Raw genomic sequence first — 14,114 nt, 5'->3', positions numbered from 1 at the left:
CTTATGCTCCATGGATGTGTTGAACAACAAGGGTTTGCAGGGCGATCAGCCCAGCCGCGTTACAGACCACCGCGCTTAGTAGACCATCGTGGTCTTCGGCTTGGCGCTTCTCGGTGGTCTTCATCCGCTCCATCAGGTTGGCGATTTGCTGGCCTTCGATCTGGTGTTGCTTGGCCTGACCTTCGAGAGTGTCCTGCTGCTGCAAGCCGCGCAGTTGCTCGGCGATCAATGCCGAAGCCTGAGCCGCCAGTGGCCCCGCCAAGGTCAGGTTGAGCCCGCCGGGGATACTGTTAATGGTCACGCTGTCAGCCGGCAGCGCGGCCAGCGACACGTCATAAGCCAGCAGCAAATCCGCATCAGCGGGCTTATAGGTCAGTGCCTCAGTGGGGTGCGACCACACCGCCAACAAGGTGCCGTCACTCAGCAGGAAACCTATCTCGCGCACCCAAAAAGCACGCTCATCGTCGGCGAGAGCAGTCATATGAATTTGCGTGCTGCTCAGGCGCTCCCCGCCGGCAATGGGGTACTTGGCGACTTGCGCCTGCAGGCTTTTCTGGTCTGTTCGCGGGGTATAGCCCGCCGAGCCCAGGACGACGTGGGTAATCTCAGCCGACACGCCGGTGTTGTCGGCTCGCCAGATTGCGGCCAAGCCGGCCTTGGTAATGAGGGGTTGCAAAGGGATGCTCATAGAACAGCCTCCATCGTGCCGCGCACGACAATGCGGAGCCGTACCGCGTTAGCGATCTGTAGGCCCTGTTCAGCGTTGATCGGAATGCCCTGCGCCTCGACAGACCGTCGAATCACGCAGCGCAGGTTGGTAGCGTTGCCCAGTTGCAGGCCCTGTAACGACGGATCGAGCGGCACGCCCTGGGCTTCCACCGAGCGGCGATAGACGGCGCGCACCTGGGCGGCGTTGCCCAGGCGCAACCCGCCGTCGAAGCCGGCCCCCAGGCGAAAGTCATAGTGGCTACGCTCGTTCTTGGCCGCGTCGACCAGGGCGCGCAATCGGGCATACAGCTGCGGCGACAGAATCGAGCCCTCGCCGGGGCGGTTGCTGTTGGCCCAGGCGGTCAACTGGAAGGTGTACGGCGCGGCACCGGGGATCTGGTGCCACTCCTTGTATTCCGAATTGACCCGCACCGCCTTGAGCACCCGACGCACAGCGCCAACCGTGCCCTTGGTCTTGTGAATCGGGATCGCCTCCCGAATCAACGCCCGCTGCTGGTCCTCGCTATCCGCCGCATCCCAGCCTTCGACCTTCATGCCCCAGGCCAACCACGGCAGGAAGTTGGGTGGGCAGCGTGCCGAGTCGGCCACGCCCCGGATCAGCTCCGGGTCAATGCCCAAGTCGCAGGCCGCAACCAGGGCCTGCTCCAGATCGGTAGCGTTGTGTGGTAACAGACTCATGCAATCACCTCTGTGGTCAGCTTGACGCTGCCGCAACTGGGGTAATGGCGCTTGTCGCTGGTCACATCGGCCAGCGGCTGGGCCAGCCGTACCCGGCGCACGCCCGTTACATGTAACGCGGCATAGATCGCCGATAGGGGCAACTGCCCCTCCAGCCGCCGCGCCGCCGCCAGGGTCCGATCCAGACTGGCCCGTGACGCGGCCAGAACCACCGCCGGGTCCGGCCCTGCATCCAGCTCCAGTACCGCCTCCACGTTAAACACGCTGGGCTGGCCCAGTTGGGCCCGGGGTCGATCCGTCAGCGGTCGGACATCCTCTGCCGACAGCGCTGCCTGCACGTCAGACACCACCTTGGCGCCCGGTACCGGACTGTCGAGCCGTGGCAGTACCGCCAGGGACACGTCACCCGGCAACGGGCTGTCGAGGCCGGCGGCGTAGTCGCAGACCAGCACAATCGCCCCGGCCGGTAATTGCGCCTGTAGTGCGGCCGGTACCGGCACGCCTTTAAACGTCGGCGAATCCACCGAGACACTGGCCACGCTGGCCGACGCACTCAACCCGTGAAACTCATAGGCGCCGCGACTGCCGGCGACCGACAGCGCCTCCAGTGACAGCCGCGTGCGGTAGCGCAACGCCTCGTCCCCTTCCATCACTGCCGCCACTGGCGGTACCGCGTCGGGATCGGCCGGGATCAGGGTCAGCCGCTGCACGCCATAATCGGCGGCGCGGCTGTCCAGATCGCTGCCCCGGGCGTAGGCCAACAGGCTGGACTTGGCCGCGTCATTGACCCGCGCCCGACCAAGCATTTTTTGAAAGGCCGCCACCTCCAGCAGCTTGACGATAGGGTCGGACTCCAACAGCGCCGTCCACTGGTCGCCCATCTGCAGGCGAAAATCGGCCAGCAGCTCCTGATACAGCGCTTCAAACTCCAGCGTTTCCACCACCTCCGGCGGCGGCAACAGGGACAGGTCAATCATGCACGCACCTCCAGCGTGGTCGCCTCAGCCAGGTACAGGCCCGTCAACTGCAGCGTGATCTGGCCACCGACTACCGCCGTGACCCGTACCCGCTCCAGTTTCAAACGCGGCTCCCAGCGCCCCAGGGCGCGGGCGACTTCGGCCTGTACCGCACTTTTCCAACCCTCATTGACCGGCAGGTCGACATAGCGGCGCAGGTTACTGCCGTACTCCGGCCGCATCCGCCGGCTGCCCAGCGGCGTGGTCAGAATGTCCTCAATGGACTGTCGCAGGTGCGCCACGCCGGCAATGGGCTGCCCGGTGCGGCGGTCCAGTCCGATCATGGCGAGTTACTCCTGCAGCGGTTTCAGGTCCGGGTGCGCCTGCAGGAACTGCAGCGCCTCGGTGTCATCCGCCGCCACCGTGACCCGGCCGCCAGCGACCGCCAATTGGCGTTCGTTGGCCAGGATCAGTACTCGGGAGGTGTAGGTCGTATCGCGGAAAGTCACTTGCACCGCCGGCTCGGTGGCGTCGGCGGTTTTCTTGGGGGTAGCCATGTTGTTCTCCAGGCATGAAAAAGCCCGATCAAGTCGGGCTGTCAGTGTTTGTGGTTTGCTGTGTTGCCACCGGTGTCGATAATCCTGCCGGCGCCGAAAATATCGCCAGTTACGCTTAACAGGCCGTTGATCTGCACCTGGCCCGTCAGGGTGATGTTGGCCGCCTCTACGGTGGCCGCCCCTGACTTGGCTGTGATCGCGTCGTCAGTCAGCACCGCCTCGGTGCTACCGACCTTGATGCTGACGGTGCCGCTTGGCAGCTCGATTGTGTAGGCGTTGGCCTGCCAGTCGTAAACCAGCGAACCGCCATCATCGAAGCGCCACACCTCAACGTGGTCGCGATTGTCGGGCTGGGCGCCGGCATTGCCATACAGCCCCGGCACAAACGTACCCTGCGCAGGCTCCCCGCTCGGGCTGATCAACGCGCCCTGCTCGCCCAGGCTCGGCGCTCGCCAGTGCCTGGCCTTTCCGGCGGCCTGGCTATGCCAGCGCACCCAAGCGCTCGTCCAGCCAGCACCGTCGGAAACGCGAACCTTTGCGGCAGCCAGATCGACCGCCACCACCCGACACGGAATGATCAAACCAGCCAACATTCGGTCATGGGCCGAGCTGGCTGCGCTCATGAGATAGCCTCAGGTGGTCGATAGCTGTCTTCGCTGCCAGGGCCGGTATCAGGACTGAAACCCCACACCAGATTGCCAGGGGGCTGGTTGGGCCACGGCCACTCTTCCTCTCCGAGGTAGATGCCCTGAGTCCATTCCACAACCCACACCGCGTAGCCATCCAGTTCAGGCCGGGTCCAGTCCTGAGAGGAGCGCACAAACTCCGCCCGCTCGACGGCCAAGCCCCATTCCTGCATCCGCAGCAGCACAGCCATTTGCGACGCTGCGAATGCCACCTTTTGGTGACTCTCAACATCCTCGCTGCCAACGATAAAGCGCACCTCAAAGCGTGCGATGAGCGCTGTCTGACCCGTGCCTTGATCCTGACCAGGCTCAAACTCGACAAGCTCGATAACGGCCGCCGGCAAGTCCACCTGATCGGCCATATGCGGCATGGTGCATACACAGGCCAGACCGGGGATTGCCTGAGCAATGTGATGCTCGATGGCGCGATACAACAACTCAAGACTGAATTCCGGTTCAGACACGGACGGATCCTCGCAGGTACTTCTGCAGTTCAAAGTTCAGCTCCTGGTGCAGCACCTTCAGAAGGTGCTGGTCAGCCTTGCGCACCCACTTGTCGAAGTGAGGACGCACGTCATCCAAGGAGATCTTGGCTTTTGCCAGCGGATACCGACTGTCATTTTCCGAGATCCAACCCGAGCTGGCCCCTCCCGCTCCAGACACCTCACTAGCGGGATAGTCGCTGCGCTTGAAGTGCTTGCTTGCGGTGCGAATCCAGATATCGGGTTGACCGCCGTAGACCTTCTTGAAGAACGCCCCTTGATAGCGGCGACTTCCCACCGACACCCCAGCACGCGTCTGCCGAGGCCGCCCTGCCCGACTGGCTTCAATCGGGTTGATGCCGAACCACAACTTGCCTTGGCCATTGCTGCCGACTGAGTAAGCACGCAAGCGCTGCCGAACAGCGCTCACCGCAACACGCTCCTGCTGGCTGACCTCACGCGCGATGTGGGTGCGCAACCAACGCAGGGTTTTGTTAATGGCTCGACGCTGGGCCGCAACCGCAGCCTTGGGGACCAACACAGCAAAATCAGCGAATGCCTTCAGGTCCGATTGATCAACTTGCAGCGTGAGAAGGCCTGAGCTGGATGATTGCTTGTGGAAGCTACCGATACTCATCGAACTTCCCTCAAGACCAGGTTGACCCAGCCAGTACCATCCGGCTCCAGCTTGACGATGACGTACTTACCACCACCATCCTCCGGAGGCAGGTCAATGCTCAGACTTTGCCCCGATGCGATACCCACTGCATCAGCAATGCGTACCGCAAAGGTTGGCTCCCTGATGGCGGTTTTGATCTGGCCGAACTTGGGCTGCAGCCAAGGCACCGAGATGAATCCCGGCACCGGCTCGCTGCGACCCTCGATCAGTGCCTCATCACCCAATACCTCCAGTAGCTGCGTATCCATTGCTGCTACTTGAGAACGGAAGGTCATGATCACTCACCGTCGTCTTGTTCGTCCTTGGCGGGGAGCTTCCCACGAGGCGCGATTTTGCCTTCATCGAGCAGCAGCTCAAGGATCTCCTTGTTCGGTGGTGTGTACGTTTCGCCCTTCTTGTAGATCTTGGTACCGTCCTGGACACAACCATCTACCACGACGTGTTCGATTTTCGCCGCCATGTCACACCACCTTTGCGTACAGGAAAGCATTGGGTTCCAGCATGCCGGCCAAAGCGGCACTCTGCAGTTTCAGCCAACGAGCGCTCGGGTCTGGGGTGACCCAGCTTTTCGGGAAGCGCACGGCTTCCACCAGGCCACTTTCGATGGCGTCAACGTCCTGAATAGCGCCGTACAACATCGCATTACGCGTCGAAGTCGCACCAAGGATCAAACCACCCTGAGGCACCATCTGCTGCTCATCACCGTCATCGCCCAGGTACCACTCGTCATACCCGTACAGGTCGACGCCTGGATCGTTGAGGTAACCCAGGTAAGTCACGCCGTCTGGCAGCAGCTCAGGCTTGATCAGGCCCATATCAACACGGCGGGTGTTGAGCTGTTTCAACACGGCCTCGTTGCTCTGAAACGCGTCCTGCGCCTCACCGCTAAGAACCGCGACGTTGCCGGTGCGCCCGGAGTCTTTGGCGATCAGCCGCTTCCACTGCCGCAGGTTGGCAATGGGGTCAGAGTCCGAAGTGTTCCAACGGCCGCTGGCCAAGGTGACCTTGTGGCTGTCTTCCATCAAAAAGTCGATGGTGTCATCCACACCATCGCCAACGACACGAACCCGGCCGGTGCTCAGCGCTTGAGCGCACATCCACTCTTCTCGACGGGTGATCTCGTCATCCAGCTCGACCAGGTCACGACCCAGTTGCTCACCCGCTCGTTGCAGCGGCGTGCGGGCAGAATAGGGATTGTCACCTGCAGCGCGCTTGAGGATCTGCTCTGCACGGGTCTTACGCTTGGGCTGAATGTACGGTGGGGTGTAAGTCTCGCTACTGAAGCCAGTACGCAGCGAGACGCTCCCCGGCAGCGAAGGGTGAACAAACGGCGCCATCGTCCGCTGGCCTTTGACGATGTCGATGGTCACGGCTTCGGTGCCAAAGGTCACCGGGTTGGCCCCATTGAAAAAGGTGTTCATCAGGAAGCGTCGAGGCGTTGCCATCTGCTCGACGGCTTCCAGCATGGTCAGGGTGTCGAAAATATCAGTCATGGGGACTCCGGTCAGCGAATGAAGAGGCAGAGAGGACGCAGTGCGGCCTTCGCGGCGGCCAGGGTCAGGCCCTCGCCGAGGGTGAGTTGGCTTCCCAGTACTTGGCCGGTCAGGCGGATCGGGGCGCTCTTCGCACCGCCCACCGTGTCGACGTCCTGGTCGAGAATGGCTGTCGGCACCTGCGACCCATCCTCGGCAGCGGCCTTGCACAGCAAGTATTCCTTCGTAGCCGTGACCTGGCCCAGGACCGAGCCACAGCTCAAGGTCTGGCCAGCAGCAATGACACCGGTGTCCATCGCAATCGGGAAGTCGCCCGCCGACAACTGTCGTGGCTGGTAGGTTTTACGTTCGGGGTTACTCATGGGAATCTCCAATTAACGGCGCGAAGCGCCTGCAACGATTGCGCTGACGGCAGCCTTGCGTTCACCTTGCTGACCGTCGCCCTTGGGAGTGGTACCGGTGACGCCCTGGGCATCGCTCTTGATGCCTGCCAATGAAATGCCGCGATCCTGTGCGGCCTTGAACATCACCAGTGCGGTCGCTTCGACAGAGCTGCCGTTATCAATGGCTGCTTCAATTTCCTTCTCGAAGCCCTTACTCGCCAGCGCGTGGATGCCCTTGATGCGTTCGCGCTCAGTGGCGGCGGCTTCGGTACGGATCGAGGCAGCGTCGAGCTGTTCGGCCTGGGCAATCTCAATGGTGTTCGCATCGGCACCGGCTGCCAGTGCGGTACGCAGCTCGGCCGTGGTCTTGACGGTGGTCATGGTGTGTATCCTTGGAGAGGTGATGGCCGGCTTGGCCAGTTCAGTAATCAGGGATTCCAACGAGCCCACGCGATGGGCCAGGCCGTGCTTGACGGCATCAGCTCCAACGCGCAGCCCGCCGTGGTCGCCCATCTCGGGGACTTTCTCGGGATCGACGCTGAGGTTGCGGGCAACCTTGCTCACGAAGACTTCGCCCAGGGCGTCGATCGTCTCGCCGAGCTTGCTGCGCCCCTCCTCGGTGGAGAGGTCCAGGCGCTTGTTTGGGGCATTACGGCTGACGATCTGGTAGCGCTTGCGGCCGCTTGCGGATTCGTTCTCGACGACCGCTTCGACAACGACGCCAATACTTCCCGCCAGGCTCGCTTCGTCGATGACGATTTCGCTGGCTGCCGAGGCAATCCAATAACCTGCGCTCGCTCCCGTGCCGCCGATGTACGCGACGATGCGTTTGCGGGAGCGGCCGGCGAAGATCATCTCCGCCAGCTCATTAATACCCGACGCCACGCCACCAGGACTGTCGATGTTGAGCACGATGGCCTTGACCTTGGGATCGTCCAGGGCCCGCTGGATGTCGGTGGCCAGGACCTGGGTGCTGGTCGCACCGCTGATCTCGGTAAACAGGTTGGCGTAACGAAAGATCGGCCCAATGACCGGAACCACCGCCACGCCGTTGCGCAGGCTCACACTGCGGGTTTCTTCGAGCCGCTCGCCGCGCTTGGTCGCCAGCGCCATCGGATCGCCCATGCGATCAGAGATGGCCAGCAAATTGTCCAGGGCGTCGGGCAGCATCAGCCAAGGCTGCGAGGCAGCCAGCTCAAGTGCTCGCGGCATGCTTATTCCTCTTCGGGTTTGGGGTCAGGCGGGTTTTCCAACCCGCTCTTTGGCAGGGCTTGCAGGTTGTGTTTTCGACGCTGATCGACTTCGCGTACACGCTGACGGAACACCTGCTGCCAGGGCTCGCCGGTCATTGCTGCGGTTTCCAGCGTTTCGTTACTGACGCCGATCTCGATGCGCTTACCGGCTGCGTTAGCTTCCTTGAGCTCATCAATGGCTCCCCGCGCAGGGCCAATCCAGATGGCCTGGCAGTAGGCTTTACGCTTGGCTGGGTCGCTGTAGCCCGGCAGGTCGATCAGCCCCCTGGCGACCGCTTCATCAATGACCAGCTCGCGGCTGGGCTGGCAGAAGTCACAGGCCAGCCACCAACGGCGCAGGCTGTAGAAGCGCCAGGCCTGCAGCATCGCGGCACGAGCAGCGCTGTAGCTGCTGCTGTAATGCAGCAACAGCTCCTCCAGCGGCAGCTCCAGCGCGGCGCCGATTTCTTTCACCACGGCGGTGAAAAACGGATCGAACTGGGCATTGGGTCGCCCAGGGTTGGCCACCACTGGCTCCTCACCCACACCGAGGTCAACCACGGCGCCCTCGCCCAGGGCCAACTCGCCGTCGCTGGTGTCATCCCCATTGGGTTGTTCCTCAGCCAGGGCACTCATTGGCAAGTTGCCTGACTGGAAGTCGCTGCTCTTCTTAATGAACACCGTGAACATGGCCGAGATCACTGCCGCCATAAGCTCGGCACTGGCGTAGCGCTCAAGCTTCTGCAGGGGCTCGAGCACCGGCGCCAAGTACGGCATACCCCGCTTCTGGCCTGGCCGCTCCTTGTCCGCCAAGACATGCAGCACACGGCGACGGCCTGTCTCAGCACCGAACACGCTCAGCCGCTCCCAGGTCAGGTTCTTGCCCGCCAGGTGCTCACCGACATACCCCGTGCAAACGTGGTAAGCCACAGGTGAACCCAGTTCGTCGAACTCGACACCATCGACCAGGTCGGCCCGGTCAAGCCCGGTATTCGGGTTGCTGACCCGGTCGGATTCGATCAACTGCAGGCGGGTACTGAAGATGCAACCGGGACGTTCTTTGTCCGGGCTGGCCACGAACACATCACCCGCGACCATTGACGACACGAGCACCAGCGCCTGAAGTTGATAATGGTTGAGCGTGGCCTCGGCATCGCACTCCCGTGGGTCGTCGGCGTACAACGACCACAGGCGGTCAAGCTCGCCATTCAAGTCGTCCGCCGCCTCCTCGCTGATGCCGAGCGCCGCGTGGTCGACCTGGGCGCGGCAGACCAGGCCAGTGCCGACCACATTGGTGCGCAGCCGTGTGATCGCCGCACGGGCAATCAGGTGGTTACGCATGGCATCGCGCGAGCGAGCCACCAACATCCGCCGTTCGCACTGGTTGAAGTCTCGCCGTGGACTACCAAGGCCAGGAAGCCAGCTAGCCATGCTGCGCAATACACGTGAAGCACCACGCCAACGCGTTTCCACCCCACCGCCACCGCCCTGGGCAACGATCTGTTGGTCGCCCACCGTAGCCTTGGCCAGCTTTAAGGCTTCGCGCATCAGCAGATCTGCTGCGCTTTCGCGCTTCCAGAAGGCCATGCTCAAACCCTCACGTACGAAACGCGGTTGCGGCCACGGCGCTGAAGCGCTGCCGCCTCAGCGGCGACCTGCTCGGAGTACTGTTTTTCCAGCAAGCGCAGGCTGTTGAGTTCGGCCATCTGGACCTCACGGTCCGCCCGACGCAGGCGCTGGCCGTTTTTCAGGACGGCCGAGATCGCCGCCCGAACTTCCGCAAGGCGTTGTTGTGCTTCTGTCATGGTGAACCTCGATTAGCTGACGCGACTCCGAGTGCCACGTCCGCGAGTCACTGCGCGGCGGGGTACCGGCGCTACCGCCTGCTCTGTGTTGAAGAGGGTGGGCTGCAGCTGTTGCTGCTCCAGTTGGTCCCATTCGTGATCGCGCAGCAGGTGAGTCTTGAGGCTGCGCGCCGCGTGCAAGGCGTACACCTCACAGTCCAAGGCTTCGTTGCGCCGCCCTGCTTTCTTTTGCCAAACCATCTTGCTTGGCTGTCGCGGGTGCGGTGCCAGCACCTCGTTGGTCACCTGCTCGTAGTAATCAGCGCGAATCTCGCTGTACCAGTGCATCCGGCCGGGCCCGCTCCCCGAGAGCCGCATACGGCCATCAATCAGCGTCTTGGCCTTGTGAGTGCCAACGATGTAGACCCGCAGGCCGTACTTGGCAGCCTTGGTGTTGTCCTGACTGGTGTCCGCCGACAGGGCCGGTTTGGTGAAGATCTCGCGATCCCGGCTGTCGATAGATGCGCCCTTGATCGCCATGATGTTGAAGCGCTGCCGATCCCGCACGTAGGTGTACACCGCATCGCTGGTATTGCCGTCAGAGCTGTCGACACTGACCGCCGAAACGGCGAGCTGCGCGCCGCCCTCGGTAGTGATGGGAGTGGCGATTATCTTGTCGAGTTCAGTCCACACTGGGTCGTGGGGATCAATCGGATTGCCCTCCAACTCGCCCCAGTACAACCGCCAAGACTCTTCCCCCCTGCCCCAGCCGATGATCACCAGAGCCAGGCGGTCGCCTTGTACGTCCACCCCTACAGTGACCAACAGCACACCTTTCGGCGCGGTCATCTCGGCGTAAGGTTCGGCACGTTTCTCCAACTCATCGGTCTTGGGTGCGTTGCTCTTGTACTCGTAGCACTCGCCCATCTGGCTGTTGGTGAACGCGATCATGGGGCCGTGGTTGCCGTTCGACGCGGCATGCTCGGCCTGGAGCTTCTTTTCCATCAGCACTTCAAAGCGCGAGCCGTGGAACGTGGCATACAGCTCATTCAGGATGTAACCCGCAATACCCCGAAACTCGGCGGTAGCCTCCCAGCGACCGTGCTGGAGGTTGGAATTCTTCTGGTGGTCATCCCAGATCTCGCCGCAATGAGGGCAGGCGTAATACGCCGTTTCAGGGCGACGCTTGCCATACACCTCATGGAAATAGCTCGGATCTTCATCGCAGTGCAGATGCTCGAAGCTCAGCGCATGCGATTGGCCACAACCGTGGCAAGGAACCAACCCAACGCGCTTGTCAGACAGTTCCAGCTCCGCATCAATCGCCGACAGCCCCTTGATGGTTGGCGTGCCTCCAATAATTATCTTGGAACGCCGGAACGTCTTGAGACGCTCTTTGGCCAGCTTGATGCTGTCCCCCTGCCCCCGCAGGTTCAGGTTGCAGTCATCCGGCTCCTCAACTGCCACCCTTGGCACGGGGGTGGACTTCACGCTGGCTGGGCTATTGGAGCCAACCATCTTGAGGAACCCGCCAGGGAACCGCTTGAAGTCCTGGCGCTGCTGGAGCTTGCGACTGCGTAGATCGACCTTCTTGCGCAGGCGCTTAGTCGCCGCGATCATCGGTTCCAGCTTCTCCGCGACGTACTGTTTCGCTGCTTCGGCTTTGGGGAACAGGATCAGGATCGGTGACGGATCGAGGTCGATCCACTTGCCGATGGCGTTACCCATGACACCCGATGTCCACGCCACCTGGGCGGACTTGCGACCAACGACCTCGAACACGTTCGGATCGTCCAGTGCTTCCAGAGGACCGCCCGGCCACACCAGGTGAGGGGTGACATCGAACCGATATTTCCCCGGCTTGCCCGCTTCCTCTGTCGATAGATAACGGTACTTGGTTGCCCATTCGATGATGCTCATGCGCGGCGGCGGTGCCCATTTTCGACACGCTCGGCGGATGCCCTTAATCGCTGTCTTCTTCAGAGCCCTCCTCATCGTCCGGCTCGTCAGGATCCCATTCGGGATCATCGTCATCCTCGTCATACGCGGACAACCTCCTGAGTATTAGTTCGATGGGCTCGCGGATCAGTTGCTCGTCGACTTCGACGCCGTACTGCGCGGACAAGGTAGCTGCCAATTCATCCGGCAGGGTATTGAGCAATTCGATCTTGGCGGCGGTGATCACCCCTTCAAAACGTTCGACCATTTCCGCCTCAATCACGACCCCACCCAAGTCCTTGGCCAACGCCAGTTCCTCTCGGTCGCCGCGCAACCTGTCAAGCCGGTCACGGGTGGTTTCCTTCTTGCCGTTCAGCGCAGCCTGATGCATCAGCCACTCGATCACCGCCTGGGTGTCGTACTGGTTCTCGTTGCCACGCCCAACCCCGAACTCGATCACCGGCATTCCATCCTTCTGCCACCGGCTCAATGTGCGCTCGTCTCGACCAACGATCTCGCCTAGTTCGAGCTTGCTGACTGTCTTGCCCATCGCTAAGTCCTTGAAAAGACGGACATCCCTGCTGAATTCTCAGCTACAGGGAAACCGCGAGTCCCCGTACCCGTGTAGGGGGCGGCCCAGGGGGAGGACCCAGATTTCACTAAGCACCGCCCCCACCCGCTGGGTCGTAGGCGCGGGTTCCCAGCCCCGTACGCGGCGATATTTGCCAGGGTCCCCGCCCCCTGCCACGACTGCGCCCCGATCACTGACCAGCACCACCGCTCGTCGGCGGCACATCGCAGACGCCCAGGCGCTTCGCTGCCCAGCGCTCATAAAGACCAATCGCCACATCGGCACCTGCCATCGCGGTCAGGCACCCAACACCGCCCGCTGTCCAGATCGATACCCCCATCGAGTACAGAAGCATGATGGTCGACAACCCGCAGACGATGCAGGCACCAGACCGCAGGGCAATCCGCCGTAGCAATCCCCAGCCTCGAACACCGGCCTTATCAGCCCGCCACATCTCGCCCGACACGCCACCGACCAGGGACAGCACAACCACCATCCAGATCGGCATTTCAATTAACGCTTGTTGCTCATTGGTCATACGAGACTCCAATATCCTTCTGATATCGATGAATTTTGTGAGGTGAAGTGATGGACATCTTCATGGCTGTGCTTGGCGCACTCGGCACGATCGGAACTCTTTTCGGAATTCTGGTGGCCTGCATAGCGCTCAAGCCCGAGCAACGGGCTGAACTGAGGAAGGTCGTGAATTCGATATGGGAGCACTCGACCAAAGTAATCCCGGTGTTGATGGCGTTTTTTTGCTCTGCGGCAAACTGTTGGGAGATCTATCTTTTCAGTGTTCCAGATACAGCGCCGACCCGGGGAGACATCCTCATCCTGTTGATGAACATTTGGAACGCCGCCTCTTACTTTTTCTTCGGCATGGTTCTGTTGGTGTTCTGGCTTAAGGACATCGTGAAAAAGGACTTCCCAATGCAGGCGCAAACCTGAATAGACTAAAACGATAAATCCCACCGAAGGGTGGGGCTTTGTCAGCACTTAAGCGCACTTTTCATATCGTGACGCCTTTTTACATGCCACCGGAAAAACCGAAAAGGGACAGTTTTCGGTACTACGTAATGTGGCGTCTATGTAGCATCAATGTTGCACACAAGTCGCATGGGGACACGACGAACGGTTTGTTCGCGGACCCGCCCGGCTCTAGCCGCCAAGATGGCAAACACCTGTAGGTGCAGCGCCTTAACCCAGTTGCGGTATGTCCGATCAGCGTCTTCGGCAAGCCCCACTTGGTGCATCTGTTCACGGATCGTAGCGCTATGGAGGTAACGAAACTGGGCCAGCTTAGCCAGCGTTGCACCACGTTGGTCGCGACGCTCCAATTCAGCGACCGCCGCATCGACCTCTGCAGCTGCATGATCGAGACCCGCTCCAGCCACCAGGATGCGCGCCCCAGATGATCCGCCTCGGGGTGCAGCCCCTTTCCATTCCATGATGCTGCCCATCTGGCTACCAAGGCCAGCATCAAGACCCAGCTGGGCGCGTTGTTGCCCCCAATGCCCCATCAGCTCGCCGATCAAGCGCAGCCGCTCCGCCTGATCTATGAGCTCCGCCATCTCAGCCCGATGAAGCATGAGATGCACCAGGTGCTCTGAGCGCACTTCCTGCCTGCCCATCATTGCCACCCCTCCGAAATCACTACCCAACACGAATTCCCACAACCCAACACAAACCCAACACAGTGAAAACTTAATAAAATCAATTGATTGCTAATAGTTGTGTTGAGTGTGTTGGGTTTGTTGAGTTTTTGAGGATTCGCATGGAGTCTATATTCACCCTCAGCGGCGCCACTAAAAAAGACGCCTGCGCGCGTGCGCGTCCGCAAACCCACCACACCCGCCACGGATTCCCGCCACCCTGCTGATTCCGTTGCTTGTGACTGTGTTGGCCTGCCAAAACGGACCCAACACCAACCCAACACACCCACC

Annotated in this window: 20 protein-coding genes; 1 reads left to right on the top strand and 19 read right to left on the bottom strand. The window is 61.3% G+C overall.

All coding sequences use genetic code 11. The features are described from left to right. Window position 1: 1 nt before the first annotated feature. The 18 genes from U9R80_RS09895 to U9R80_RS09810 form a co-directional block, all read right to left on the bottom strand. Window positions 2-688, bottom strand: coding sequence for a phage tail-collar fiber domain-containing protein (locus U9R80_RS09895; RefSeq protein WP_301841443.1), 687 nt, complete (start codon window positions 686-688; stop codon window positions 2-4). Then, window positions 685-1,407 (bottom strand): phage tail protein I, encoded by a 723-nt coding sequence (locus tag U9R80_RS09890; protein ID WP_301841444.1) that lies wholly within the window; start codon window positions 1,405-1,407, stop codon window positions 685-687. Before U9R80_RS09890 ends, U9R80_RS09895 begins: the two co-directional genes overlap by 4 nt. Further along, window positions 1,404-2,384: a baseplate assembly protein gene (locus tag U9R80_RS09885; protein ID WP_301841445.1), complete on the bottom strand. Its 981-nt coding sequence runs from the start codon at window positions 2,382-2,384 to the stop codon at window positions 1,404-1,406. Before U9R80_RS09885 ends, U9R80_RS09890 begins: the two co-directional genes overlap by 4 nt. Beyond that, window positions 2,381-2,707: a GPW/gp25 family protein gene (locus U9R80_RS09880; protein ID WP_301841446.1), complete on the bottom strand. Its 327-nt coding sequence runs from the start codon at window positions 2,705-2,707 to the stop codon at window positions 2,381-2,383. Before U9R80_RS09880 ends, U9R80_RS09885 begins: the two co-directional genes overlap by 4 nt. Before the next feature lie 6 nt (window positions 2,708-2,713). Beyond that, window positions 2,714-2,920, bottom strand: coding sequence for a hypothetical protein (locus U9R80_RS09875; protein ID WP_301841448.1), 207 nt, complete (start codon window positions 2,918-2,920; stop codon window positions 2,714-2,716). Between the two features lie 41 nt (window positions 2,921-2,961). Next, a complete protein-coding gene (locus U9R80_RS09870; RefSeq protein WP_301841449.1) occupies window positions 2,962-3,543 on the bottom strand; it encodes a phage baseplate assembly protein V in 582 nt (193 codons plus the stop codon). Then, complete coding sequence (locus U9R80_RS09865; protein ID WP_301841450.1) at window positions 3,540-4,070, bottom strand: hypothetical protein; 531 nt, start codon at window positions 4,068-4,070, stop codon at window positions 3,540-3,542. The genes U9R80_RS09870 and U9R80_RS09865 overlap by 4 nt, the downstream gene beginning before the upstream one ends. Continuing rightward, entirely contained in the window at window positions 4,063-4,725 is a 663-nt protein-coding gene (locus tag U9R80_RS09860; protein WP_301841453.1) for a hypothetical protein, read from the bottom strand. The genes U9R80_RS09865 and U9R80_RS09860 overlap by 8 nt, the downstream gene beginning before the upstream one ends. Further along, a complete protein-coding gene (locus tag U9R80_RS09855) occupies window positions 4,722-5,042 on the bottom strand; it encodes a head-tail joining protein (RefSeq protein WP_301841455.1) in 321 nt (106 codons plus the stop codon). The genes U9R80_RS09860 and U9R80_RS09855 overlap by 4 nt, the downstream gene beginning before the upstream one ends. Window positions 5,043-5,044: 2 nt before the next feature. Further along, entirely contained in the window at window positions 5,045-5,227 is a 183-nt protein-coding gene (locus U9R80_RS09850; protein WP_301841457.1) for a hypothetical protein, read from the bottom strand. Between the two features lies 1 nt (window position 5,228). After that, entirely contained in the window at window positions 5,229-6,260 is a 1,032-nt protein-coding gene (locus U9R80_RS09845; RefSeq protein ID WP_301841458.1) for a major capsid protein, read from the bottom strand. 11 nt (window positions 6,261-6,271) lie between these two features. Continuing rightward, window positions 6,272-6,622: a head decoration protein gene (locus U9R80_RS09840; RefSeq protein ID WP_301841460.1), complete on the bottom strand. Its 351-nt coding sequence runs from the start codon at window positions 6,620-6,622 to the stop codon at window positions 6,272-6,274. Window positions 6,623-6,634: 12 nt separating this feature from the next. Continuing rightward, the gene (locus U9R80_RS09835) at window positions 6,635-7,855 is read right to left on the bottom strand and encodes a S49 family peptidase (protein ID WP_301841462.1); all 1,221 of its coding nucleotides are present in this window, start codon (window positions 7,853-7,855) and stop codon (window positions 6,635-6,637) included. 2 nt (window positions 7,856-7,857) lie between these two features. Beyond that, window positions 7,858-9,462 (bottom strand): phage portal protein, encoded by a 1,605-nt coding sequence (locus tag U9R80_RS09830; RefSeq protein ID WP_301841463.1) that lies wholly within the window; start codon window positions 9,460-9,462, stop codon window positions 7,858-7,860. Between the two features lie 2 nt (window positions 9,463-9,464). Beyond that, window positions 9,465-9,680, bottom strand: a complete 216-nt coding sequence (locus U9R80_RS09825; RefSeq protein WP_301841464.1) for a hypothetical protein — start codon at window positions 9,678-9,680, stop codon at window positions 9,465-9,467. A gap of 12 nt (window positions 9,681-9,692) precedes the next feature. Beyond that, a complete protein-coding gene (locus U9R80_RS09820) occupies window positions 9,693-11,579 on the bottom strand; it encodes a phage terminase large subunit family protein (RefSeq protein ID WP_301841465.1) in 1,887 nt (628 codons plus the stop codon). A 43-nt stretch (window positions 11,580-11,622) separates the two neighbouring features. Further along, on the bottom strand, window positions 11,623-12,147 hold the full coding sequence (locus U9R80_RS09815; RefSeq protein WP_301841467.1) for a terminase small subunit: 525 nt from the start codon (window positions 12,145-12,147) through the stop codon (window positions 11,623-11,625). Between the two features lie 211 nt (window positions 12,148-12,358). After that, window positions 12,359-12,706 (bottom strand): phage holin family protein, encoded by a 348-nt coding sequence (locus U9R80_RS09810; RefSeq protein ID WP_301841468.1) that lies wholly within the window; start codon window positions 12,704-12,706, stop codon window positions 12,359-12,361. Between the two features lie 50 nt (window positions 12,707-12,756). Between U9R80_RS09810 and U9R80_RS09805 the strand changes: the two genes are divergently transcribed. Then, the gene (locus tag U9R80_RS09805) at window positions 12,757-13,119 is read left to right on the top strand and encodes a hypothetical protein (RefSeq protein WP_301841470.1); all 363 of its coding nucleotides are present in this window, start codon (window positions 12,757-12,759) and stop codon (window positions 13,117-13,119) included. 137 nt (window positions 13,120-13,256) lie between these two features. Here U9R80_RS09805 and U9R80_RS09800 read toward each other — a convergent pair whose 3' ends face one another. Continuing rightward, window positions 13,257-13,835, bottom strand: a complete 579-nt coding sequence (locus U9R80_RS09800) for a hypothetical protein (RefSeq protein ID WP_442964946.1) — start codon at window positions 13,833-13,835, stop codon at window positions 13,257-13,259. Window positions 13,836-14,114 lie beyond the last annotated feature (279 nt).

It is taken from the genome of Pseudomonas sp. JQ170C, assembly GCF_035581345.1.
Taxonomy (GTDB): Bacteria; Pseudomonadota; Gammaproteobacteria; order Pseudomonadales; family Pseudomonadaceae; genus Aquipseudomonas.
The sequence above is the reverse complement of the archived record's forward strand: the minus strand, read 5'-3'. Positions and strand labels throughout refer to the sequence as shown.

Excerpts from the sequence above, each read along its gene's own strand:
- U9R80_RS09895 (WP_301841443.1), bottom strand. The coding sequence starts at position 688 with ATGAGCATCCCTTTGCAACCCCTCATTACCAAGGCCGGCTTGGCCGCA.
- U9R80_RS09890 (WP_301841444.1), bottom strand. The coding sequence starts at position 1,407 with ATGAGTCTGTTACCACACAACGCTACCGATCTGGAGCAGGCCCTGGTT.
- U9R80_RS09885 (WP_301841445.1), bottom strand. The coding sequence starts at position 2,384 with ATGATTGACCTGTCCCTGTTGCCGCCGCCGGAGGTGGTGGAAACGCTG.
- U9R80_RS09880 (WP_301841446.1), bottom strand. The coding sequence starts at position 2,707 with ATGATCGGACTGGACCGCCGCACCGGGCAGCCCATTGCCGGCGTGGCG.
- U9R80_RS09875 (WP_301841448.1), bottom strand. The coding sequence starts at position 2,920 with ATGGCTACCCCCAAGAAAACCGCCGACGCCACCGAGCCGGCGGTGCAA.
- U9R80_RS09870 (WP_301841449.1), bottom strand. The coding sequence starts at position 3,543 with ATGAGCGCAGCCAGCTCGGCCCATGACCGAATGTTGGCTGGTTTGATC.
- U9R80_RS09860 (WP_301841453.1), bottom strand. The coding sequence starts at position 4,725 with ATGAGTATCGGTAGCTTCCACAAGCAATCATCCAGCTCAGGCCTTCTC.
- U9R80_RS09855 (WP_301841455.1), bottom strand. The coding sequence starts at position 5,042 with ATGACCTTCCGTTCTCAAGTAGCAGCAATGGATACGCAGCTACTGGAG.
- U9R80_RS09850 (WP_301841457.1), bottom strand. The coding sequence starts at position 5,227 with ATGGCGGCGAAAATCGAACACGTCGTGGTAGATGGTTGTGTCCAGGAC.
- U9R80_RS09845 (WP_301841458.1), bottom strand. The coding sequence starts at position 6,260 with ATGACTGATATTTTCGACACCCTGACCATGCTGGAAGCCGTCGAGCAG.
- U9R80_RS09840 (WP_301841460.1), bottom strand. The coding sequence starts at position 6,622 with ATGAGTAACCCCGAACGTAAAACCTACCAGCCACGACAGTTGTCGGCG.
- U9R80_RS09835 (WP_301841462.1), bottom strand. The coding sequence starts at position 7,855 with ATGCCGCGAGCACTTGAGCTGGCTGCCTCGCAGCCTTGGCTGATGCTG.
- U9R80_RS09830 (WP_301841463.1), bottom strand. The coding sequence starts at position 9,462 with ATGGCCTTCTGGAAGCGCGAAAGCGCAGCAGATCTGCTGATGCGCGAA.
- U9R80_RS09825 (WP_301841464.1), bottom strand. The coding sequence starts at position 9,680 with ATGACAGAAGCACAACAACGCCTTGCGGAAGTTCGGGCGGCGATCTCG.
- U9R80_RS09820 (WP_301841465.1), bottom strand. The coding sequence starts at position 11,579 with ATGAGCATCATCGAATGGGCAACCAAGTACCGTTATCTATCGACAGAG.
- U9R80_RS09815 (WP_301841467.1), bottom strand. The coding sequence starts at position 12,147 with ATGGGCAAGACAGTCAGCAAGCTCGAACTAGGCGAGATCGTTGGTCGA.
- U9R80_RS09810 (WP_301841468.1), bottom strand. The coding sequence starts at position 12,706 with ATGACCAATGAGCAACAAGCGTTAATTGAAATGCCGATCTGGATGGTG.
- U9R80_RS09805 (WP_301841470.1), top strand. The coding sequence starts at position 12,757 with ATGGACATCTTCATGGCTGTGCTTGGCGCACTCGGCACGATCGGAACT.